Source organism: Proteus penneri, assembly GCF_022369495.1.
In the GTDB taxonomy this organism is placed as follows: Bacteria; Pseudomonadota; Gammaproteobacteria; order Enterobacterales; family Enterobacteriaceae; genus Proteus; species Proteus penneri.
Map to the genome: position 1 here is coordinate 3221163 of NZ_CP059690.1, position 19813 is coordinate 3240975.

The 19813-nt window shown below is 37.8% G+C and carries 16 protein-coding genes and 1 tRNA gene; 5 read left to right on the forward strand and 12 right to left on the reverse strand.

The window, feature by feature from the left end:
- Positions 1-145: 145 nt before the first annotated feature.
- From H1225_RS14495 to H1225_RS14530, 8 genes are all read right to left on the reverse strand, one after another.
- Entirely contained in the window at positions 146-856 is a 711-nt protein-coding gene (locus tag H1225_RS14495) for a HAMP domain-containing protein (protein WP_109399098.1), read from the reverse strand.
- A gap of 529 nt (positions 857-1385) precedes the next feature.
- The gene (gene dppF / locus H1225_RS14500; RefSeq protein ID WP_072064816.1) at positions 1386-2387 is read right to left on the reverse strand and encodes a dipeptide ABC transporter ATP-binding subunit DppF; all 1002 of its coding nucleotides are present in this window, start codon (positions 2385-2387) and stop codon (positions 1386-1388) included.
- Positions 2380-3363, reverse strand: coding sequence for a dipeptide ABC transporter ATP-binding protein (gene dppD / locus H1225_RS14505; protein WP_161727540.1), 984 nt, complete (start codon positions 3361-3363; stop codon positions 2380-2382). Before dppD ends, dppF begins: the two co-directional genes overlap by 8 nt.
- A 12-nt stretch (positions 3364-3375) precedes the next feature.
- Positions 3376-4278 (reverse strand): dipeptide ABC transporter permease DppC, encoded by a 903-nt coding sequence (gene dppC, locus H1225_RS14510; RefSeq protein WP_072064820.1) that lies wholly within the window; start codon positions 4276-4278, stop codon positions 3376-3378.
- 10 nt (positions 4279-4288) lie between these two features.
- Positions 4289-5308, reverse strand: a complete 1020-nt coding sequence (dppB, locus tag H1225_RS14515; protein ID WP_072064823.1) for a dipeptide ABC transporter permease DppB — start codon at positions 5306-5308, stop codon at positions 4289-4291.
- 165 nt (positions 5309-5473) lie between these two features.
- A complete protein-coding gene (gene dppA, locus H1225_RS14520) occupies positions 5474-7081 on the reverse strand; it encodes a dipeptide ABC transporter periplasmic-binding protein DppA (RefSeq protein WP_161724007.1) in 1608 nt (535 codons plus the stop codon).
- Positions 7082-7600: 519 nt separating this feature from the next.
- On the reverse strand, positions 7601-9283 hold the full coding sequence (locus tag H1225_RS14525) for a ShlB/FhaC/HecB family hemolysin secretion/activation protein (protein WP_109847997.1): 1683 nt from the start codon (positions 9281-9283) through the stop codon (positions 7601-7603).
- Positions 9284-9482: 199 nt separating this feature from the next.
- Positions 9483-9559: transfer RNA gene (locus tag H1225_RS14530), tRNA-Pro, on the reverse strand.
- A 299-nt stretch (positions 9560-9858) separates the two neighbouring features.
- On the opposite strand from H1225_RS14530, the gene H1225_RS14535 reads away from it, so the two are divergent.
- Entirely contained in the window at positions 9859-10164 is a 306-nt protein-coding gene (locus H1225_RS14535; protein ID WP_006534621.1) for a DUF5339 family protein, read from the forward strand.
- A gap of 59 nt (positions 10165-10223) precedes the next feature.
- Here the strand turns inward: H1225_RS14535 and H1225_RS14540 are convergent, their stop codons facing one another.
- On the reverse strand, positions 10224-10559 hold the full coding sequence (locus H1225_RS14540) for a YceK/YidQ family lipoprotein (RefSeq protein WP_072064830.1): 336 nt from the start codon (positions 10557-10559) through the stop codon (positions 10224-10226).
- Positions 10560-10951: 392 nt separating this feature from the next.
- Here H1225_RS14540 and H1225_RS14545 point away from each other — a divergent pair, with 392 nt between their 5' ends.
- Entirely contained in the window at positions 10952-12610 is a 1659-nt protein-coding gene (locus H1225_RS14545; RefSeq protein ID WP_161748153.1) for a putative transporter, read from the forward strand.
- Positions 12611-12875: 265 nt separating this feature from the next.
- Here the strand turns inward: H1225_RS14545 and H1225_RS14550 are convergent, their stop codons facing one another.
- Together H1225_RS14550 and H1225_RS14555 are read right to left on the reverse strand one after the other, a co-directional pair.
- Entirely contained in the window at positions 12876-14135 is a 1260-nt protein-coding gene (locus H1225_RS14550) for a valine--pyruvate transaminase (RefSeq protein WP_072064833.1), read from the reverse strand.
- Positions 14136-14305: 170 nt separating this feature from the next.
- Positions 14306-14890, reverse strand: coding sequence for a DNA-3-methyladenine glycosylase I (locus H1225_RS14555; RefSeq protein WP_239739208.1), 585 nt, complete (start codon positions 14888-14890; stop codon positions 14306-14308).
- 236 nt (positions 14891-15126) lie between these two features.
- Between H1225_RS14555 and glyQ the strand changes: the two genes are divergently transcribed.
- From glyQ to H1225_RS14570, 3 genes are all read left to right on the forward strand, one after another.
- Positions 15127-16032, forward strand: coding sequence for a glycine--tRNA ligase subunit alpha (gene glyQ, locus H1225_RS14560; protein WP_004246832.1), 906 nt, complete (start codon positions 15127-15129; stop codon positions 16030-16032).
- A gap of 9 nt (positions 16033-16041) precedes the next feature.
- Positions 16042-18114, forward strand: coding sequence for a glycine--tRNA ligase subunit beta (glyS, locus tag H1225_RS14565; protein WP_006534613.1), 2073 nt, complete (start codon positions 16042-16044; stop codon positions 18112-18114).
- A 137-nt stretch (positions 18115-18251) separates the two neighbouring features.
- Complete coding sequence (locus H1225_RS14570) at positions 18252-18407, forward strand: helix-turn-helix domain-containing protein (protein WP_006534612.1); 156 nt, start codon at positions 18252-18254, stop codon at positions 18405-18407.
- 3 nt (positions 18408-18410) lie between these two features.
- Here H1225_RS14570 and H1225_RS14575 read toward each other — a convergent pair whose 3' ends face one another.
- Entirely contained in the window at positions 18411-19697 is a 1287-nt protein-coding gene (locus H1225_RS14575) for a YidR family protein (protein ID WP_109848000.1), read from the reverse strand.
- Positions 19698-19813: the final 116 nt, after the last annotated feature.

Here is a 19813-nt window from a genome sequence, read left to right on the forward strand (position 1 = left end):
TTAAACCACTTATGAGGTTTAACAATAAGTGCCAAAAGACATGTTAGATGTTGGATATCTATTTTTTGTATTATCATTCTTTATCACCACAGAAACATGAAATAAAATCACTATAGTGATTAGACTCATTATGGCGTAAGAAGGTTCAGACCTTCGGCAATTTTTGATCAGATTTTTGATGATTATATCCTTTAACCAGCAAACCAATCTCATCATCACAATGTGATTTTGGACAAGATAACGCTGAAACTTGGCTATCTTTATTGAGAGTGACGGCAATTTGGCGTAACGGTTTTACAACAATACGATTAATACACCAACTAATAGCGACCGTTAGAATAAGCCCCATCAACAGATATGTTGTTAGCATTAATGCAACAGTATTACTGGTAAAACGATAAAAACGATTTGTGTCAGCCTGTAAAATGAGATGACCACCATAGGACTTATCATCTGTTGAAGTAATACCTAAAGGCTGTAAAGGAATAACAGCTTCAACGGGAATACCAAAAAGCCAACTTGAGAATTCAGAGACTTCTTTCTTAGGTGCAAAATCTAAATTCATCACTTGCACATTTTCAGGTTGCATAACAATCGCTTTACCCAAAATACCCGTCGCTTTTAGTGCAACTATTTGTTGTTTAGCATCATTCAAATCTGATCGTAACAATGCATCAGCGAGTGGTTGCTGAATACTGACACCGGCATTAAAAAGCTGATTTTGATAATCTTCGCGGCGTTGATCAATCAAATAAACAAGTTGAATACTGATAAAAATAGCAATAGTCACCAACGTAACGCCCGCAACAGCGGCCATCTGTTTTATTGTTAATGAATGTTTAAGATGAGGTTTCATCGTTGCTATTTCCGGTAACCATGCTTGAACAAAGGGGATTATACTGTATTTTTTCGATTATGTATCACTCTCAATAAAGAAAATAACATTATAAAAAGCGCTTATCCATTAAAATGGAAGTAGATAAATATATAATAATTATTATTTGAGTATAGTTATAAGATAAAAATAGTAAAATAAAAATAAAACCTTACTCTCTTCTTATTACTTACAACTAATCTACTTTATTTTAATAAAAAGATACAATTCACTAAAAAATACCAAAGTATATAAAATTAAACGCTACAAACCCCTTATTTTAAAGTTAAAATACAATACTAAGCGTAATATACTTCTTAATAAAAAACATTATTTCCCTTTAATATCATTGAGATTTACATTTTAAAAGCTCACATAAATATAATATTTTACATTTATAAAATTATTATTAGATTATTTAGTTAAAATTTATTAAACATTATTAATGAAAAAAATAAGAACAATATAAATAAGTATATTGTTCTTATTTAATGAGATAAATTTATTTTATTTAAACTATCACGCTATCTTGCTCCACCGCAAAACAAGCAATAAGTTGGCCATTATAATCTTTTAAAGTTGGCTGTAATTGACTGCATGGCCCAAATGCACGACGGCAACGAGCTGCAAAAGCACAACCTGGTGGTGGATTTAACGGGCTTGGTAATTCTCCCGTTAATTTAATACGCTCTCGTCTTAATTCAGGCGTCAATCTTGGGGTTGCTGATAACAATGCCTGCGTATAAGGATGTTGCGGATTTTCAAAAATTTGAGCTTTTGTTCCTTTTTCAACACAACGTCCTAAATACATTACAATAACTTCATCTGCAATATGCTCAACAACCGACAGATCATGAGAAATAAAAACATAAGAAAGTCCCATATCTTGTTGCAGATCCATCATCAAATTCAGTACTTGAGCACGAACTGATACATCCAGTGCAGAAACAGGCTCATCCGCTACCACAATGTCTGGATCAAGCATCAAACCACGAGCAATAGCAATACGCTGACGTTGACCACCAGAAAACATATGTGGGTATCGACTATAATGCTCTGTCTTTAATCCCACTTTAGCCATCATTGATAATACTTTCTCTTTACGTTCAGAGGCATTCAATGTTGTATTGATCAATAAAGGCTCTTCTAAAATTTGCCCTACTTTTTTACGCGGGTTTAATGATCCATAAGGATTTTGAAATACAATTTGGATCTTTTGGCGGCGCAATTTCTCTGCTGATTTATCTTTGATCAACAGATTTTGCCCACGGTAAGAAAGCTCCCCTGAGGTAGGAATTTCAATCATGGTTAATAATCGACCTAATGTCGATTTTCCACAACCTGATTCGCCAACAACCGCCAATGTTTTACCGCGCTCTAATTCAAAAGAGACACCATCAAGCGCTTTCACTGTTCTCTCTTTTGAAAACAGCCCGCCTTTTACGCTGTAATACTTGGCTAAATTGACCGCCTTTAATAAGGGAGTAGTGACATTTGGATTAACTTCAACCATGAGTAGGTCTCCCTGTATTATCTAACGGTGTATGGCATTTCACGCGATGTGTTCCCAATTCTCTTAAAGCAGGTTCAGTTTTATAGCATTCATCATGAGCATAAGGACAACGTGGATTGAGTAAACAACCTGTTGGTCGATCATAGCGTCCCGGTACAACGCCCGGTAACGATGCTAATCGCGCTTTATTACTCGCGAACTCCGGAAGTGCTCTTAATAATGCTTGTGTATAAGGATGGCGAGGCGCTTTAAAAATTTCTGATGCTTTTCCGGATTCCACCACTTGCCCCGCATACATCACAATAATGGTGTCGGCAGCTTCTGCCACTAATGCTAGATCATGGGTGATCAACACTAACGCCATATTTTCTTGTTTTTGTAAATCAAGCAAAAGCTCTATAATTTGAGCCTGAATAGTCACATCCAGTGCCGTAGTCGGTTCATCAGCAATCAATAATTTAGGGCGACAAGCGATCGCCATTGCGATCATAACACGCTGACTCATTCCCCCCGAAAGCTGGTGTGGATAGATATCTAAGCGAGAAGCTGGATCAGGAATACCCACCAGCGTTAAGAGGTCGATAGCACGCTGCTTACGTGTTTTACGACTTCCTCCCTGATGTACTTTTAACGCCTCCATAATTTGATAGCCAACCGTAAAGCAAGGATTCAAGCTTGTCATCGGATCTTGGAAAATCATCGCAACATCAGCACCAACTAAATTGCGTCGCTCTGATTCAGAAATTTTCATCAGATCTCTACCATCAAAATAGAGCTCTTGTGCACTCACTCGCCCAGGGAAATCAATAAGCCCCATAATCGCTAATGAGCTGACTGATTTACCTGAACCTGATTCCCCTACAATACCGACCACTTGCCCTTCTTCAACTTGATAGCTAATTCGGTCTACCGCTTTAAACGGAGTATCTTCATCACCAAAGTGAACAGATAGTTGATTAATATTTAGTAATGCCATGTTCTTACTCCGTTACTGCTTTAATTTCGGATCAAGCGCATCTCGTAAACCATCACCCATTAAGTTAAAGGCTAATACGGTAAACAAAATCGCCAAACCAGGAAACGTCACAACCCACCATGCACTTTGTGTAAACTGCAACACATCAGATAACATGGTTCCCCATTCAGGTGTTGGTGGTTGCGCACCCATGCCTAAAAAGCCCAATGCCGCCATATCTAAGATTGCATTAGAAAAACCGAGAGAGGCTTGAACAATTAAAGGTGCAAGGCAGTTAGGTAAGATATTGATAAACATTTGACGCAGTGAACCTGCACCAGCAACGCGAGACGCAATAACATAGTCACGGTTTACTTCAATCAAAACAGCAGCTCGTGTTAATCGGACATAATGCGGTAAGGCGACAAAAGTTAATGCAATAGACGCATTAACAATAGAAGGCCCAAAAATGGCTACCAACACTAATGCTAATAATAAACTGGGTAATGCCAGCATAATATCGACCACTCGCATAATGCCGATATCCACAAGTCCACCGAAATAACCCGCCGCCAGTCCTAGAATAATTCCTAAAATAAGTGATAGTACGACAACGATACAGCCAACTAATAACGAAAGGCGAGCACCAAACATTAAGCGAGAAAGAATATCCCTGCCAACATCATCAGTACCTAGAATAAATTGCCAACTTCCCCCTTCTTGCCAAACAGGAGGCGCTAATAAGAAATCACGAAATTGCTCATTCGGTGCATGAGGTGCAAGAAAGCCTGCAAATAACGCAATCAGCAACATAATTACGATATAAATTAATCCAACAACTGCGCCCTTATTTTGTTTAAAATAGTGCCAAAATTCTTGGAAGGGTGTCATGGGAGCCGGTGCATTGATGACCGGTGTAACTTTATTTTCAGTCATTATGCATTCCTTATTTTTTATGGCGAATACGTGGATTCACAATGCCATAAAGAACATCAACCAACAGATTGACAAAAATAATCATCGTTGCAATTAACAGCACACCACCTTGAACTACGGGGTAATCTCGTCGTTGTAAGGCATCAATTAACCAGCGCCCTAATCCCGGCCATGAGAAGATGGTTTCTGTTAAGATTGCGCCAGCCAGCATTGTCCCAACTTGTAATCCAATTACAGTGACAACAGGTAACATCGCATTGCGTAGTGCGTGGATAAGAATAACACGAGCACGACTTAAGCCTTTTGCTCTAGCAGTACGAATATAATCTTCACCTAATACTTCAAGCATTGAAGAACGTGTCATACGCACTATCACAGCTAAAGGAATGGTTCCTAATACAATGGCAGGTAAAATAATGTGATGGATAGCATCAATAAAATCCCCTTCTTCACCCCAAATAAAGGTATCAATTAGCATAAATCCGGTAAGAGGATTACTGTCATCTAAAAAGACACTATCAGCGAGGCGGCCAGAAACAGGGGTTAAGTCTAATTTTACAGACACTAACATGATTAACATGATCCCCCACCAGAAGATGGGCATAGAATAACCGGCTAATGACACACTAATCGCAGTATGATCAAAAATAGAGCCACGTTTCACCGCAGCTAAAACACCTACGGGAATACCGACTGAAACCGCGAAGATCATGGCACAAACGCCAAGTTCTAAAGTGGCTTTAAAACGTGGTAAAAATTCATCCCAGACGGGAATGCGGCTTTTTAACGAAATACCCAAATCACCATGAAAAATACCATTTAGGTAATTGAGGTATTGTTGCCATAACGGCTTATCCAAGCCTAATTCTGCCATTAAATAAGCATGTCGTTCTGGAGAAAGTCCACGCTCACCCGCCATAATCATGACCGGATCACCGGGAATAAGATGAACGAAAATAAACGTCAGTAATGTAATTCCGATAAACGTAGGGATCACAAGTCCCAAACGTTGAAGGATAAATTGCAGCATATCCTAATTCTCTTTTCAAACATCAGCTAAAAGATAGCGCTGATAAATCAGAGGAAAGTCCTCTGCGCTCACAGTGTACTGAATGTATTCGTTATTATTGAATAGCGGTGTCTTTCATCAAGAAAGACACCGTACTTAAAGCAACCCAACAATTAGGTATTGCTCTTATTTAAGAGAGACATTCTCGAAGTGATGTTTGCCTAATGGATCAACCACGTAGTTTTCTACTTTTTTACTCACTGGTTCATAAACAGTCGAGTGAGCAATAATTAGAGCAGGTGCTTGATCATGCATCACAACTTGAGCTTGTTTGTAGAGTTCAACACGTTTGTCGTGATCGGCGGTGATCCGTGCTGGTTGGATCAGATCTTCAAATGGCTTATAGCACCATTTTGAATAGTTCGAACCTTGCTCTTTTGCTGCACAACTAAATAGCGTAGCGAAGAAGTTATCTGGATCCCCGTTATCGCCTGTCCAACCCATCATAACCGCTTGGTGTTCACCGGATTTAGCACGTTTGAGATATTCACCCCACTCGTAACTTACTATTTTGGTTTTAACGCCAATTTTTTCCCAATCCGCTTGTACCATTTCAGCCATACGACGTGCATTTGGATTATAAGGACGTTGTACTGGCATTGCCCATAAATCGATGGTAAAGCCATCAGCAAGGCCCGCTTCTTTTAGCAGTGCTTTAGCTTTTTCAGGATTATATTCATAATCGACGATATCATCGTTATAACCCCACATTGTTGGTGGAATAAGATTTTTCGCTTTCTGGCCAGCACCTTGATAAACCGCTTCAATAATGGCGTCTTTATTCACAGCCATACTTAATGCTTGGCGAACTTTTTGGTTATCCAGTGGTTTTTTCTCGACGTTAAACGAGATATAACCCACATTTAAACCGGGTTGTTCTAACAAATTGATATCGCTATTTTGTTTCATCTTCTCAATATCAGCAGGATTTGGGAAAGGCATTACCTGACACTCACCTTTTTGCAGTTTTGCATATCGTACAGAGGCATCAGGTGTAATAGAGAAGACTAAACGGTCAATATCTGGTTTTTTACCCCAATATTGGTCATTGGCTTTATAAAGAATACGAGAATCTTTTTGATATTGCTGTAATTGAAAAGGCCCTGTACCGATAGGCTCGAGATCTACTTTCTCAGGTGTACCTGCTTTCATCATATTATCCGCATATTCAGCAGATAATATGGATGCAAAGTCCATCGCCATATCAGCAATAAAAGGGGCTTCTGAACGAGTTAGAACAAAACGAACGGTATGATCATCAACTTTCTCGATCTTCTCGATCATGTTGTTCATATCCATTCCTGAGAAGTATTCATAACTTCCGCCAGAAACTTTATGGTAAGGATGTTTTGGGTCCATTTGACGCATAAACGTGTACATCACGTCATCCGCATTAAATTCACGGGTAGGCTTAAAGGTCTTACTACTATGCCAATTCACCCCTTTACGCAAATGGAAGGTATACACTTTTCCATCATCGCTCACATCCCAGCTTTCAGCTAAGCCCGGAATAATTTCTGTTGTACCCAGTTTAAATTCAACTAAACGGTTATAAATAGGCACTGAACTTGCGTCATAGGTTGTTCCAGAGGTAAATAACTGAGGGTTAAATCCTTCAGGTGAACCTTCAGAGCAATACACCAATGTTTTGGCCTGTACACCCGCAGAAACAGCGAATGCAAGCAATCCAATTGTGGCGGTCAAAATTCCTGTCTGTTTTTTGGAGCTTTTCATCATTACTCTCCGAAATTGTTCTGTTGTGTTTTGGTTTCCTATTTAAAAACGGAATACCTTTTTATTTTGTCATTGTTCAATTAACCAACTGTATTCCCTTACGTCAATAAGGCATTAGAAGGTAAAAAGAACTCTTTATAAACACAAATGAAACAAATATCGAACAAACTCAGAATAAAAAAATAAGTATCTGGCTAATATCTAGTCAAAAAAACCACATATTAAAAAATCCTTAAGTGAAATAACTGTTTTAAAAAAAGCCATAATTTGTGATTGAACGCTTAAATATTAAACGAATATATTGAAATGAAACAAAGAAATGGATGATTTATTCTGTTAGCCCTAAAAAATAACACCACACATAGAAGATAATCAGTGCAATACTAAGCTAACTTAAAAAGAGAAAAATGCCTTTTTCTCTTTTTAACTACTAGAATGCTATATAAGCCAATAATATATAGTTATTTATCAAATGATTTACAAAATCAATAGTAAAAAATATAAGATAAACCACCAAAATCAGAAGTTAAATTGGGCGTTGAAATTAAACTGTGATCCTGTTGCTTTTCTACTAGAAGGGGCCGATAACGGTATGCTCCATATTAACTGATAACTCAGCTGTTTAAAGCTTCCTTCTAGCCCTGTTGCTGCACCAATCAAATATTTATTTTTATTATAAAAAACGTTTTTTCTCTCTTCAGAGACGGAACCATAATCTATTGCAGAGAATAGCATTTGGTTATTAAAGGGTGTAAGCCAAGTGACCTTGTGTCGGGAAACAAACTGATTTGCATCAGAATAACCTTTGCCTGACTCAAAACCATACACACTATATAAACCGCCGATATTTGCTTTATCAAGTAACCCATCAATATCCGATCGAGTTAGTTGAAACAGTATTTCTGGCTGATAAAAAAATAACTGTGAATTAATTTTAAAAGGAATTAACGCTTCTAAATTAATATTAAAAATTGGCACACCATTAAGCGAATCTATCGGAGAAAGTTTAGCGCCAGGAATAAAAACGCTCTGCTTATAATTAAATTTAGTATTAAGATAACCCCCTCTCATAAAACGATAATTTTGCTCAATACCCGCATTAACATAAGGGCTACGACGCTCATGTACTGATAAGCGATAGCCTGACATTTCATTTCGGTAAGTGTAATACTGAATTCCCCCTTTTAAAGTCACTGTACGCTGCGTTGAGGGTCTAAACTGGCGCTGGATCTCAAAGGAAAGAAGTTGTTGACGCGTTTTTTGTAACTTTTTTGTCGTTTCCGATATTCTACGGTTTGATCCAATGTTATAACCAAATAATGTCGCACGCCAATAATGATAAGGTACCTGCCATAAAAAGATCTGCTTTTTGATACCTCTTGATTTTAAGGTATCAAGTTGACTTGAAAGAATAACCATTAATGTGTCATTAAGTTGCGCTAAATTACCAAAGCTTAACCTTGTCGTACCAAATAGATCTCCGTAAATTTTTTGCTCTTTATTATCAATCGATACCGAGCCTGCGACTGTCCTTTTTCCAACTTGAGAAAGAGAAATAATTGACTCATTTTCTTTTGATGATGGTTCTATCTGAATTTTGACATTACTTTTAGGAATGGTTTTGAAATTTTCAGCGCCCTGTTCAATATCTTTAATATTTAAAATATCGCCTTTTTTTATAGGCATCGCCTGTGAGATCAAATAGTGTTTATCTGTCGACGTTTTAGAAACAATGTCTTGTACTTTCCCGACATTTAATGTGATATCCAATACCTCGTCATCAGCATAAAGATCAACGTTACCCACTTCACTCGTCACATAGCCAGCATCATAAAGCATCGCATTAAGAATATTGATATCTTGTTCTAATAATGATTGCGAATGACAATGCCCTATTAATGCTGCTTGCCATTTCGCCACTTGGCGTTGTAATGATGGAGAAGAAAACTCCTCCAAATGATGAATTTTTACCTGTTTGATTGAAAAACATGGCAAAGAAGGCGTGACAAACTCCATTTTATTTTGTTGCGCTAAATTCACTAAAGAGACACTGTCATTTTGTTGTAGTAAGTCATCTCTAAGTTGTGTCTCTGTTGGTAAATCTACTGGTACGGAAAGATCAATATGACTTTCATTCGCTACAGAGAAAAAGGCACAACACCATAAAATACAGTAGATTAGAATAGACAACTCAATACGCATTCAATTTACACTCTTATACAGGGAATAGGAGTGTTATGTATATGTAAAGAGAAACAAAAAAGATTTATAAAAAACGTCTTTTACCTACATAGGTGCCAATAATGCAACCATGCCTATCTATCAGAAAGTAAAAAGAGATGATTGATGAAGAGATGCCCAAAACGACAAAACCCCGCTTTAAAAGCGGGGTTTCTTAATATGGTCGGCGAGAGAGGATTCGAACCTCCGACCCACTGGTCCCAAACCAGTTGCGCTACCAGGCTGCGCTACTCGCCGAAAACGAGGTGCATCTTACTGCCAGAAACCCACTCCGTCAATACTTTTTTAGTATCACCTGACTGTTCGTACGGTTTTCGACCAAAATAGTTGATTTTTAACTTTTTTATCATAAACAAGAGGTGATTTTTAGCGTTACTGTAACAAGCTTAGCTTTCTTTCTTCGCTTTACTATGGCTTTCTTTACGTTATCTATAAAATATGAAAAAAAATAACAAATTTATTCTTAATTATTATCGTCTAATTAGTGTACTTTTTATATAATTCGATTATGTCAAATAAGGTGGGTAATTTAGAGAATGAAACAATGTTGGTTGGGTGTCGCATTACTTTTATTGTCAATCACACTTCCAGCTCAAGCATCTACAGTTCATGCTTGCCGAGTGTACTTTAAAGAAGCGGATAAATTTATTCAGTACATTTCTGAAAGAGAAGATCTAAAACATAATATGCCGGAGATTAAGGCTAACTTCGAGCAAAGCAAAAAGCAGATAATGACAGCACCTCAAGCAGAACAAAAAGTTATATGTGACAAGGAAATGCAAGAGCTTAATAGTTTGAATAAAATGTTTGGCCCTAAAGAAGAAACAGCTTTACATAAATAATCAAATAGATAATGACTAAATATAATTACTTATTTATTATTTAGTCATTAATTTTTATATTAATTCTTATTTTCATGATTATTATTCGCAGTTGTATTTTCCAATCTTTTTATACGTTCCTTAGGTGAATTATCACTTTTATCATCACCTTGAGTATAATAATCATATGGTAATAATAAAGTATCTAATACGGCACTAAAAGGGAAATCGAGAATAACCAGTGGCTTCATTGCCCATCCGGTTTCATCATCTTTTAACATTGTCATGTTATTTTTTGTCCCTGAATAAAGTTCTTTATTCGGGCCAGCATGAGTCATAACACTTGAGCAACCTGTCAGTAATGTCGTCAAAAATGTAACTAATGTTAAATTTTTACTTGTCGTTCTGAATATCATAGGGCACCTATAAAACGAGAGCTGTAATCAACGCTTTTTATCATATAGTTAAACCTGTTTTCTCTTACAGGACAAGAGAAAGATGATATAAAAAAGCTTAATTTTTTAGTCAGTAAATAAATAGTTCTAGTGTAAGAAAGTTTCATTTTCTCTAATTAAAAAAATCATAATAATATTATTAATGATTATGTTTTGATGATATTAAAATTCAACCTTCATTATTTTAAATTAACACTTTAACGCTATATTTATCTTTCTTGTTAGTTTGATCTCTATATATGTTGAATCTGTGCGATAAGACACAGCGACTTTCATTATTCTTTGCCAAAATAGGTTTATCGTTTTAGCTCAAATTTCTTCTTTTTTTATTTTTTGGGTACAGGATCTTTTTTATGAGTGATATTGCATTAACAATGGTGATGTTGTCATTAGCAGGCGCTCTAGGTCTTTGGATTGGCAATATCAAAATTTATCGGGTTAGCCTAGGAATAGGCGGTGTTCTTTTTGGTGGAATTATTATTGGCCACTTTGCTCAGCGCTATAATTTCTTACTTAATGCACAAACTCTTCATTTTATTCAAGAATTTGGGCTTATCCTTTTCGTTTATACTATTGGTATCCAAGTCGGTCCTGGTTTTTTCTCCTCACTACGTGTTTCGGGCTTAAAACTAAACGCCTTTGCTATCCTAATTATTCTTCTTGGTTCAATCATAACCGCGTCTATTTATCATCTATTTGATGTTCCTTTACCTATTATTTTGGGTATTTTTTCTGGTGCGGTTACCAATACCCCTTCTTTAGGGGCAGGACAACAAATACTGACTGATCTGCATGTCGACCCAGCATCAGTGGGACAAATGGGGATGGGCTATGCCATGGCTTACCCTATGGGGATCTGTGGCATTCTGCTAGTCATGTGGCTTATTCGTGTGTTCTTTAAAATCAACATTGATGAAGAAGCAAAAGCCTTTAGCAACCAACAAAACAACACTAAAGATGCACTACATACCATTAATATTGCAATTAAAAACCCCAATCTAGATGGCTTATTAATGCAAGATATTCCTCTGCTCAATGAAGATGCCATTGTCTGCTCTCGCTTAAAGCGTGGAGATAATATTATGGTACCGATGCCATCAACAATTATTCAGTTGGGAGATTTACTGCATATTGTGGGTTCAAAAGAAGATCTCAATAAAGTACGCCTAGTACTTGGTGAAGAGGTCGATGCTTCACTTTCAACATCAACAAATTTATTGCAATCAGTACGGATCGTTGTAACAAATGATTCCGTTCTCAGTAAGCGTTTAAAAGATCTGGATCTTAAAAGAAAATACGATGTTGTCGTGACTCGATTGAACCGCGCGGGTATCGAACTTATTCCAAGCAATAATAGTATGTTACAGTTCGGGGATATTCTTAATGTCGTTGGGCGCCCTGAGTCTATTGAAGCCATTACAGCCCTGTTAGGTAACGCTCGTCAGAAATTAGAACAAGTTCAAATGCTTCCTGTTTTTATTGGTATCGGTTTAGGGGTTTTACTTGGCTCTATTCCTATTTTTATTCCTGGTATTCCTGTGGCACTTAAACTGGGATTAGCTGGTGGTCCCCTTGTTGTTGCCTTAATTTTAGGACGTATTGGTACATTTGGTAAACTCTATTGGTTTATGCCTCCAAGTGCTAACTTGGCATTGCGAGAGCTCGGTATTGTCATGTTTCTTGCGGTGGTAGGATTAAACTCTGGCGGTGAATTTGTCGAAACATTAATTGATGGTCAAGGCTTGAGTTGGATTGGCTACGGCATTTTGATTACGTTATTACCGCTATTGATTGTTGGGGTGATCGCCAGAGTCTTCTTTAAACTTAATTATTTAAGCCTCTGTGGAATGTTAGCAGGTTCAATGACAGATCCGCCTGCATTAGCCTTCGCAAATTCAATTCATAGCTCAAGTGGGGCAGCCTCACTTTCCTATGCTACAGTTTATCCCTTGGCTATGTTTTTACGCATCATAACACCACAATTAATGGCACTGATTATATGGACTTTGTAGTGAAAATAATAAATATATTAAATAATTGAACCGAAGTTGTTATCAAAATCTATATTTAGCTTAGCAGAGTGATAATTAAGGCAATGAATAGCCCTTATTTAAGCCATAGATTTTATAAATGTCTGTTTTAATAGTTCTCGTGCTAAGAAATTTAGATTGAGACGGATTACTAAATTTTTAGTAATCAATTTCTTTCCGTCAAACTTATGCTCAAAAGTCCTCGTTATTGTCTTTGCCCCTTCTTCTCGCTGAAGGGGCATTTTTATTAGATATTCACTGGCTGATAGATGTTCTCGATTTCTTCAGCCAGAATTTTTATTCCTTTCTCTATCAATTCAGGCTCTGGTACATAATTCATTCTCATACATTGATGAGCATGATCCCATGAATCTTCTAATCCCGGAAAGAAGTAATGTCCCGGCACCATTAATACACCACGTTTTTTCAAACGACGGTAAAGCTCTTCACAAGAAACCGGTAAATCTTTAAACCAAAGCCATAAAAATATCGCACCTTCAGGCTTATGAATAAGACAACGCTCTTCAGGTAAATAACGACGAATAATATTAATAGTTTCAAGTACTCGTTGATGATAAAAAGGCCCTATCACATCTTGAGATAACCGCATTAAATCATCGCGTTTTAACATTTCTAATGCCATTGCTGGTCCAATTCCACCAGGTGCGAGACTAATAATGCCGTTAACATTTGTAATGGCTGAAATCAGTTCTTCATTGGCAATAATAATGCCACAACGTGCCCCCGGTAAACCTAGTTTAGACAGACTCATACAGAGAATAGTATTGTCATTCCAACGAGGTGTTGCTTGAGTAAAAATAATACCCGGAAAAGGAACACCGTAAGCATTATCTATAATCAGAGGAATATTATGTCGTTTAGCTAAAATCTCTAGCTTTTCAACTTCGTCATCTGTAATCACATTACCCGTTGGGTTTGTTGGTCTTGAAACACAAATAGCCGCAATATCATCACTAATTTCAAGATGAGCAAAATCCACATGATATTTAAATTGCCCATTCGGCAACATTTCTATTGTTGGCTTATTCGCAACAAACAGATCTTCTTCTAATCCAGAATCAGTATAACCAATGTATTCAGGCGCTATAGGGAAAAGAATTTTTCGTTTTTTCCCATCTTTAGTTGTGCCACCTAATAAATTAAACAGGTAGAAAAAAGCACTTTGGCTACCATTGGTTAATGCAATGTTTTTCGCCGAAATATTCCAACCCAGCTTCTCTTTTAAGCATGTCGCCAACGCTTGTAACATAGCATCTTTGCCTTGCGGACCATCATAGTTACAAACTGCATCACTTAACGTACCATTTTCTGTCATCTCTTTAAGTAATTGACGAAAATAGTTGTCCATTTCAGGAATATGCGCAGGATTACCACCTCCCAACATCACGGCACCCGGTGTCCGTATTCCTTCATTTAAATCTTGCATCAAGCGAGCAATGCCTGAGTGCTGAGCAAATTTTTGCCCGAATTGTGATAATTGAGTCATCTTTGCAGGTATCTTCTATGTTGCTTTCTCGTTAAGAAATACCATACCGCGAGCTTTAATCTGCATCAATAGTTATAATGGAAATGATAAAATAGGAATATTAATACAGATTTAAATATTGAAATATAAAACCAATAATTTCTTAAATTAAAGATAACTCAACCCACATTTTAATTTTTATTGGTGTTTTTACTCTCTTCTTGGCGACAAAAACAGGAGAGAATATGGTCATTCACCATACCAACGGCTTGCATAAAAGCGTAGCAAGTTGTTGTACCAACAAATTTAAAACCTTTTTTCTTTAACGTTTTTGCCATTTTATCTGAGATTTCAGTGGACGCAGGTACTTGGGATATATCATCCCACTGATTAACAATTGGTTTATTATCAACAAATTGCCAAATAAACTGGCTAAAATCCTCAGCTTGCTCTTCCATTGCTATAAAAACACGCGCGTTATTAATAATGGCGTTAATTTTTCCTTGATGACGGATAATAGCGGGATCTTGTAATAAAGCTTCGACATCTTTCTCTGTCATTTTGGCAATTTTTTCAGGTGAAAAACCAAAGAAACAGCGACGATAACCTTCTCTTTTTTTGAGTACGGTATACCAAGATAGCCCAGCTTGTTGGCCTTCAAGGCAAATCATTTCGAAAAGCTTGTATTTATCTCGTTCAGGTTTTCCCCATTCATCGTCGTGATATGCCAAATATTCAGGATCATTGGTTACCCAATCGCAGCGTTGTTTACTCATTCACTCATTCCTTGTTATCAATAACTTTCAATAGCATCACTTATATACTGTATAAATATACATGTAAATAGGTAAAAAAAATTCAATCTAATTCTTTGAGCATAGTCATAAAGTCAATTAAAGGATTATTTTTTTGATCGAGGGAAAATTGCCCGCATTCCTTGCTGTATATCTTTCGTCTAGAAGGTATACTGAAACCTTTCTTTTTATTCTATGTATCGCCATGCGGATATAACATGCAAAAGTTTGATACCAAAACCTTTCAAGGTCTTATCCTGACATTACAGGATTACTGGGCTCGCCAGGGCTGTACCATTGTCCAACCATTAGATATGGAAGTGGGCGCAGGCACATCACATCCAATGACTTGTTTACGAGCATTAGGCCCAGAGCCTATCGCTGCGGCTTATGTACAGCCTTCACGTCGTCCAACAGACGGACGTTACGGTGAAAACCCTAACCGTTTACAGCACTATTACCAATTCCAAGTTATCATTAAGCCATCGCCTGATAATATTCAGGAGCTTTATCTTGGCTCATTAAGAGAGTTAGGTTTGGATCCTACAATCCATGATATTCGTTTTGTGGAAGATAACTGGGAAAACCCAACACTGGGTGCTTGGGGCTTAGGCTGGGAAGTTTGGCTCAACGGCATGGAAGTCACGCAGTTTACCTATTTCCAACAAGTGGGTGGATTAGAGTGTAAACCGGTTACAGGTGAAATCACTTACGGCTTAGAACGTCTTGCCATGTATATTCAAGGTGTTGATAGCGTTTATGACTTAGTTTGGTGTGATGGCCCATTAGGTAAAACCACCTATGGCGATATCTATCATCAAAACGAAGTTGAACAATCAACTTATAATTTTGAATACGCAGATGTAGACTTCTTATTCTCTTGCTTTGAGCAATATGAAAAAGAAGCTCGTGAGTTGTTAGAATTAGAAAAACCTCTGCCTCTACCTGCCTATGAACGTATTTTAAAAGCAGGACACACTTTTAATCTATTGGATGCACGTAAAGCTATCTCTGTAACAGAGCGTCAGCGTTATATTTTACGTATCCGTACTTTAACCAAAGCGGTTGCTGAAGCATATTATGCTTCTCGTGAAGCGCTTGGTTTCCCTATGTGTAAAAAGTAAGAGGCTATCATGACAACTGAGACTTTCCTCGTGGAAATCGGCACAGAAGAATTACCGCCGAAAGCGCTTCGTTCTTTAGCCGAATCTTTTGCTGCTAATTTTACTGCAGAGCTGGACAACGCCAATATCACTCATGGTGATGTATCTTGGTTTGCAGCACCTCGCCGTTTAGCCATTAAAGTCGCTAATATGGCGAAATCACAAGCAGATAGAACCATCGAAAAACGTGGCCCTGCAATTGCTCAAGCATTTGATGCTGAAGGTAAACCAACCAAAGCGGCTGAAGGTTGGGCAAGAGGCAATGGCATTACTGTTGACCAAGCAGAACGCTTATCAACAGATAAAGGCGAATGGTTATTTTATCGTGCAGAAGTAAAAGGTGAAGCGGTTAACCAATTACTGATTGGCATGGTAAGCACTGCATTATCAAAATTACCAATTCCAAAATTAATGCGCTGGGGCGATAAAGAAACTCACTTTGTACGTCCTGTTCATACCGTCACTTTATTATTAGGTGATACTGTTATTGATGGTGAAATTTTAGGTATCCAAAGCGATCGCGTTATTCGTGGTCATCGCTTTATGGGTGAAGCTGAATTCACTATTGATAACGCAGATCAGTATCCTGAAATTCTTTATGAACGCGGAAAAGTGATTGCTGATTACGAAACGCGTAAATCAATTATTCTTCATGATGCTCGCCTTGCCGCTGAAAAACTCGGTGGTATCGCAGATTTAAGCGATAGCTTAGTGGAAGAAGTCACTTCATTGGTTGAATGGCCAGTTGTACTAACAGCAAAATTTGAGGAAAAATTCCTTGAAGTGCCTGCTGAAGCACTGGTTTACACCATGAAAGGTGACCAAAAATACTTCCCTGTTTATGATAAACAAGGTGGATTGTTACCTAACTTTATTTTCGTCACTAATATTGAATCTTCGGATCCACAACAGATCATTAGTGGTAACGAAAAAGTGGTACGCCCTCGCTTAGCGGATGCTGAGTTCTTCTTTAAAACTGACCGTAAACAACGTTTAGAAGATAACTTGCCGCGCCTTGAAACCGTATTATTCCAGAAAGATTTAGGCACACTGCGTGATAAAACCGACCGTATTCAGGCATTAGCTGGCTTTATCGCAGGTAAAATGGGTACTGATGTTAATAAAGCAACCCGTGCAGGTTTACTGTCAAAATGTGACTTAATGACCAATATGGTGTTCGAATTCACAGATACCCAAGGTGTTATGGGTATGCATTATGCACGTCATGATGGTGAAGCCGAAGAAGTTGCGGTTGCATTGAAAGAACAATATCAGCCTCGTTTCGCAGGTGATGAATTACCGTCTAATCCTGTTGCTAGCGCCCTCGCTATTGCAGAGAAGATGGATACCCTTGCGGGTATTTTCGGTATTGGTCAACATCCGAAAGGGGACAAAGATCCATTTGCTCTACGTCGCGCATCATTGGGTGTTTTACGTATTATCGTTGAGCAAGATTTACCGCTAGATATTGAAGAATTAACGCAAGAAGCCGTTCGCCTTTACGGCGAAAAACTGACAAATAAAAATGTCGTCAGTGATGTGGTTGAATTTATGTTAGGTCGTTTCCGTTCTTGGTATCAAGAATTGGGTTACAGCATTGATACTATTCAAGCTGTATTAGCACGTCGCCCAACACAACCTGCAGACTTCAATGCTCGCGTTAAAGCGGTAACTTATTTCCGCACATTAGAGGAAGCCGCTGCGTTAGCAGAAGCGAATAAACGTGTTTCTAATATCTTAGCAAAATCTGCTAACGTAAAACTAAACGACACGGTTTTAGCTTCCGTCTTAAAAGCACCAGAAGAAGTTCAATTAGCGGCGAATCTTTCTGTATTACAAGATAAGTTGGCGCCATTATTTGCAGAGCGCAAATACCAAGAAGCCTTAGTTGAACTGGCATCATTACGTGATGTGGTCAATAACTTCTTTGATAAAGTTATGGTAATGGATGAAGACGAAGCGGTTCGTATCAACCGTTTAACCATGTTAAGTCAATTGCGTGAACTGTTCTTAAAAGTCGCGGATATTTCTGTTTTACAATAAATTGTAGAAATACAAAAAAACACAAAACCGGCATTGTGAAAGCAATGCCGGTTTTTTTTCCAATGAATGGTGAAAATATAAAATGAATTCGTGAACAAAATAATATTCCGCAATCGTCTCTTGCTTTAATACTCAATATGACAAAAGAGAGTGTATCAAAATGGGAGCGGAACAAAATTAAACCCAACGGAGCTACACTGAGACGTGTAAATTTGATTGCTCAAAAAGTCACTTATAATCTAATTCATTCTATTTTTAGAGCCTATATAATACAGGCTCTATTTTTAGAATAATAACTACAATCCAGTCTCTACCGTAAATATCTGACGATAACCATCAACATCACGCATAAAGGCGATATATTGATCATCAGGAGAGAATACAACAGCATCACTACTTGGTGCTTGTGCTGTTTTTTCTGTTAATCGCGTTAGTTCACCCGTTTTTGCATTACATAACATCACACTATTATCACAAATAAAAGTGAGATATTGTCCGTTACTATTCCATGTAAAGGCGGACTGAATATCCCAATCCTGCGAGGTAACTTGCTTTATTTCTTTCGTACTTGGCGAGACGGTATATAACTGCACAACACCGTTATCATCTTTCATTAAAAAAGCAATCGCATCACCTTGTGGGGAGCTTCTTAACCAATGACGAGGCTGATTTAAAACACCTGCATATTTTCTATTTGCGGTATTTGTTAGGCGAACTTGATGAATACCTTTAGCCACTGCTGGCATTGTTGTCTCGGTTCCTGCCAGTGGTTTATCACCTTCAATACTGAAAGCCTGATTATCATCCGGTAAATCCACTAAGAAAATATCAGAAACTTTATCACCCGTTTCACTGACGGTATCGCCAATAAATGCAATAGCCCAACGTTGTTGTGAACCATCAGCCTTTGTATACCCCTGAGTACCAACCCAACACTCTTCATAAGCTTTATTAATTTCATCGCTCCCCTTTTGTGGATGAGCGACAGTTTGGCTTATGACAGTGCAAAAATATTCACCGTCATATTCACGAGGGTGTTTTTTAACAACATTAATCGCTTTCAGTGGCACAGCAACAGCCACATTACGTTGATCATATTCGCCACCCAGTTCGTGCATAATATGATCGTTATATGTAAAGCTTAAACGCGTGCCGTCAGGACTAAAAACATGAACATGCGTACCGCCACGTAAAGCACCAGCCTGATAAGGTGATGTCAACGAACAAGCGTCGATATTAAATGCACGATTGTTTTCTGATCCATCAACAATCACTCCGCGACGATGATGAAAATCATAATGCCATTCATCATCTGGGTTTTCAGGTCCATGAATAAAAGCATAACGCACAGGCTCAATTGGGCATACTGTAGCCACACCAACATGTGCCCCTTGTGTTGCTGTGTAAATTATCTGTTGCTGTTTTGTTTTCGCATGAATTTTTTCTATGGTTAGACCTGTAAAAGATCCTCCATTGGGACGTACATCATAGACTAACCACTGGCTATCTGGCGTCCAAACATTTATATTGGTTAACTGATGATGACGGCTATCAAACGTAATCTGGTGTTCCTGAAAAGACATATTTATCCTTATCGGGAAATAAATTTCCACATTATAAAAACTAATTAATTTTACCTGGCACTAAAAAAATTCAGTCGAGACTTTTTCGCAAGGTAATTACTCTACCCTCACTAAAT

Bases quoted from the DNA above. Each gene is read 5' to 3' on its own strand.
- H1225_RS14495 (WP_109399098.1), bottom strand. From the start codon at position 856: ATGAAACCTCATCTTAAACATTCATTAACAATAAAACAGATGGCCGCT.
- dppF (WP_072064816.1), bottom strand. From the start codon at position 2,387: ATGGTTGAAGTTAATCCAAATGTCACTACTCCCTTATTAAAGGCGGTC.
- dppD (WP_161727540.1), bottom strand. From the start codon at position 3,363: ATGGCATTACTAAATATTAATCAACTATCTGTTCACTTTGGTGATGAA.
- dppC (WP_072064820.1), bottom strand. From the start codon at position 4,278: ATGACTGAAAATAAAGTTACACCGGTCATCAATGCACCGGCTCCCATG.
- dppB (WP_072064823.1), bottom strand. From the start codon at position 5,308: ATGCTGCAATTTATCCTTCAACGTTTGGGACTTGTGATCCCTACGTTT.
- dppA (WP_161724007.1), bottom strand. From the start codon at position 7,081: ATGAAAAGCTCCAAAAAACAGACAGGAATTTTGACCGCCACAATTGGA.
- H1225_RS14525 (WP_109847997.1), bottom strand. From the start codon at position 9,283: ATGCGTATTGAGTTGTCTATTCTAATCTACTGTATTTTATGGTGTTGT.
- H1225_RS14535 (WP_006534621.1), top strand. From the start codon at position 9,859: ATGAAACAATGTTGGTTGGGTGTCGCATTACTTTTATTGTCAATCACA.
- H1225_RS14540 (WP_072064830.1), bottom strand. From the start codon at position 10,559: ATGATATTCAGAACGACAAGTAAAAATTTAACATTAGTTACATTTTTG.
- H1225_RS14545 (WP_161748153.1), top strand. From the start codon at position 10,952: ATGAGTGATATTGCATTAACAATGGTGATGTTGTCATTAGCAGGCGCT.
- H1225_RS14550 (WP_072064833.1), bottom strand. From the start codon at position 14,135: ATGACTCAATTATCACAATTCGGGCAAAAATTTGCTCAGCACTCAGGC.
- H1225_RS14555 (WP_239739208.1), bottom strand. From the start codon at position 14,890: ATGAGTAAACAACGCTGCGATTGGGTAACCAATGATCCTGAATATTTG.
- glyQ (WP_004246832.1), top strand. From the start codon at position 15,127: ATGCAAAAGTTTGATACCAAAACCTTTCAAGGTCTTATCCTGACATTA.
- glyS (WP_006534613.1), top strand. From the start codon at position 16,042: ATGACAACTGAGACTTTCCTCGTGGAAATCGGCACAGAAGAATTACCG.
- H1225_RS14570 (WP_006534612.1), top strand. From the start codon at position 18,252: ATGACAAAAGAGAGTGTATCAAAATGGGAGCGGAACAAAATTAAACCC.
- H1225_RS14575 (WP_109848000.1), bottom strand. From the start codon at position 19,697: ATGTCTTTTCAGGAACACCAGATTACGTTTGATAGCCGTCATCATCAG.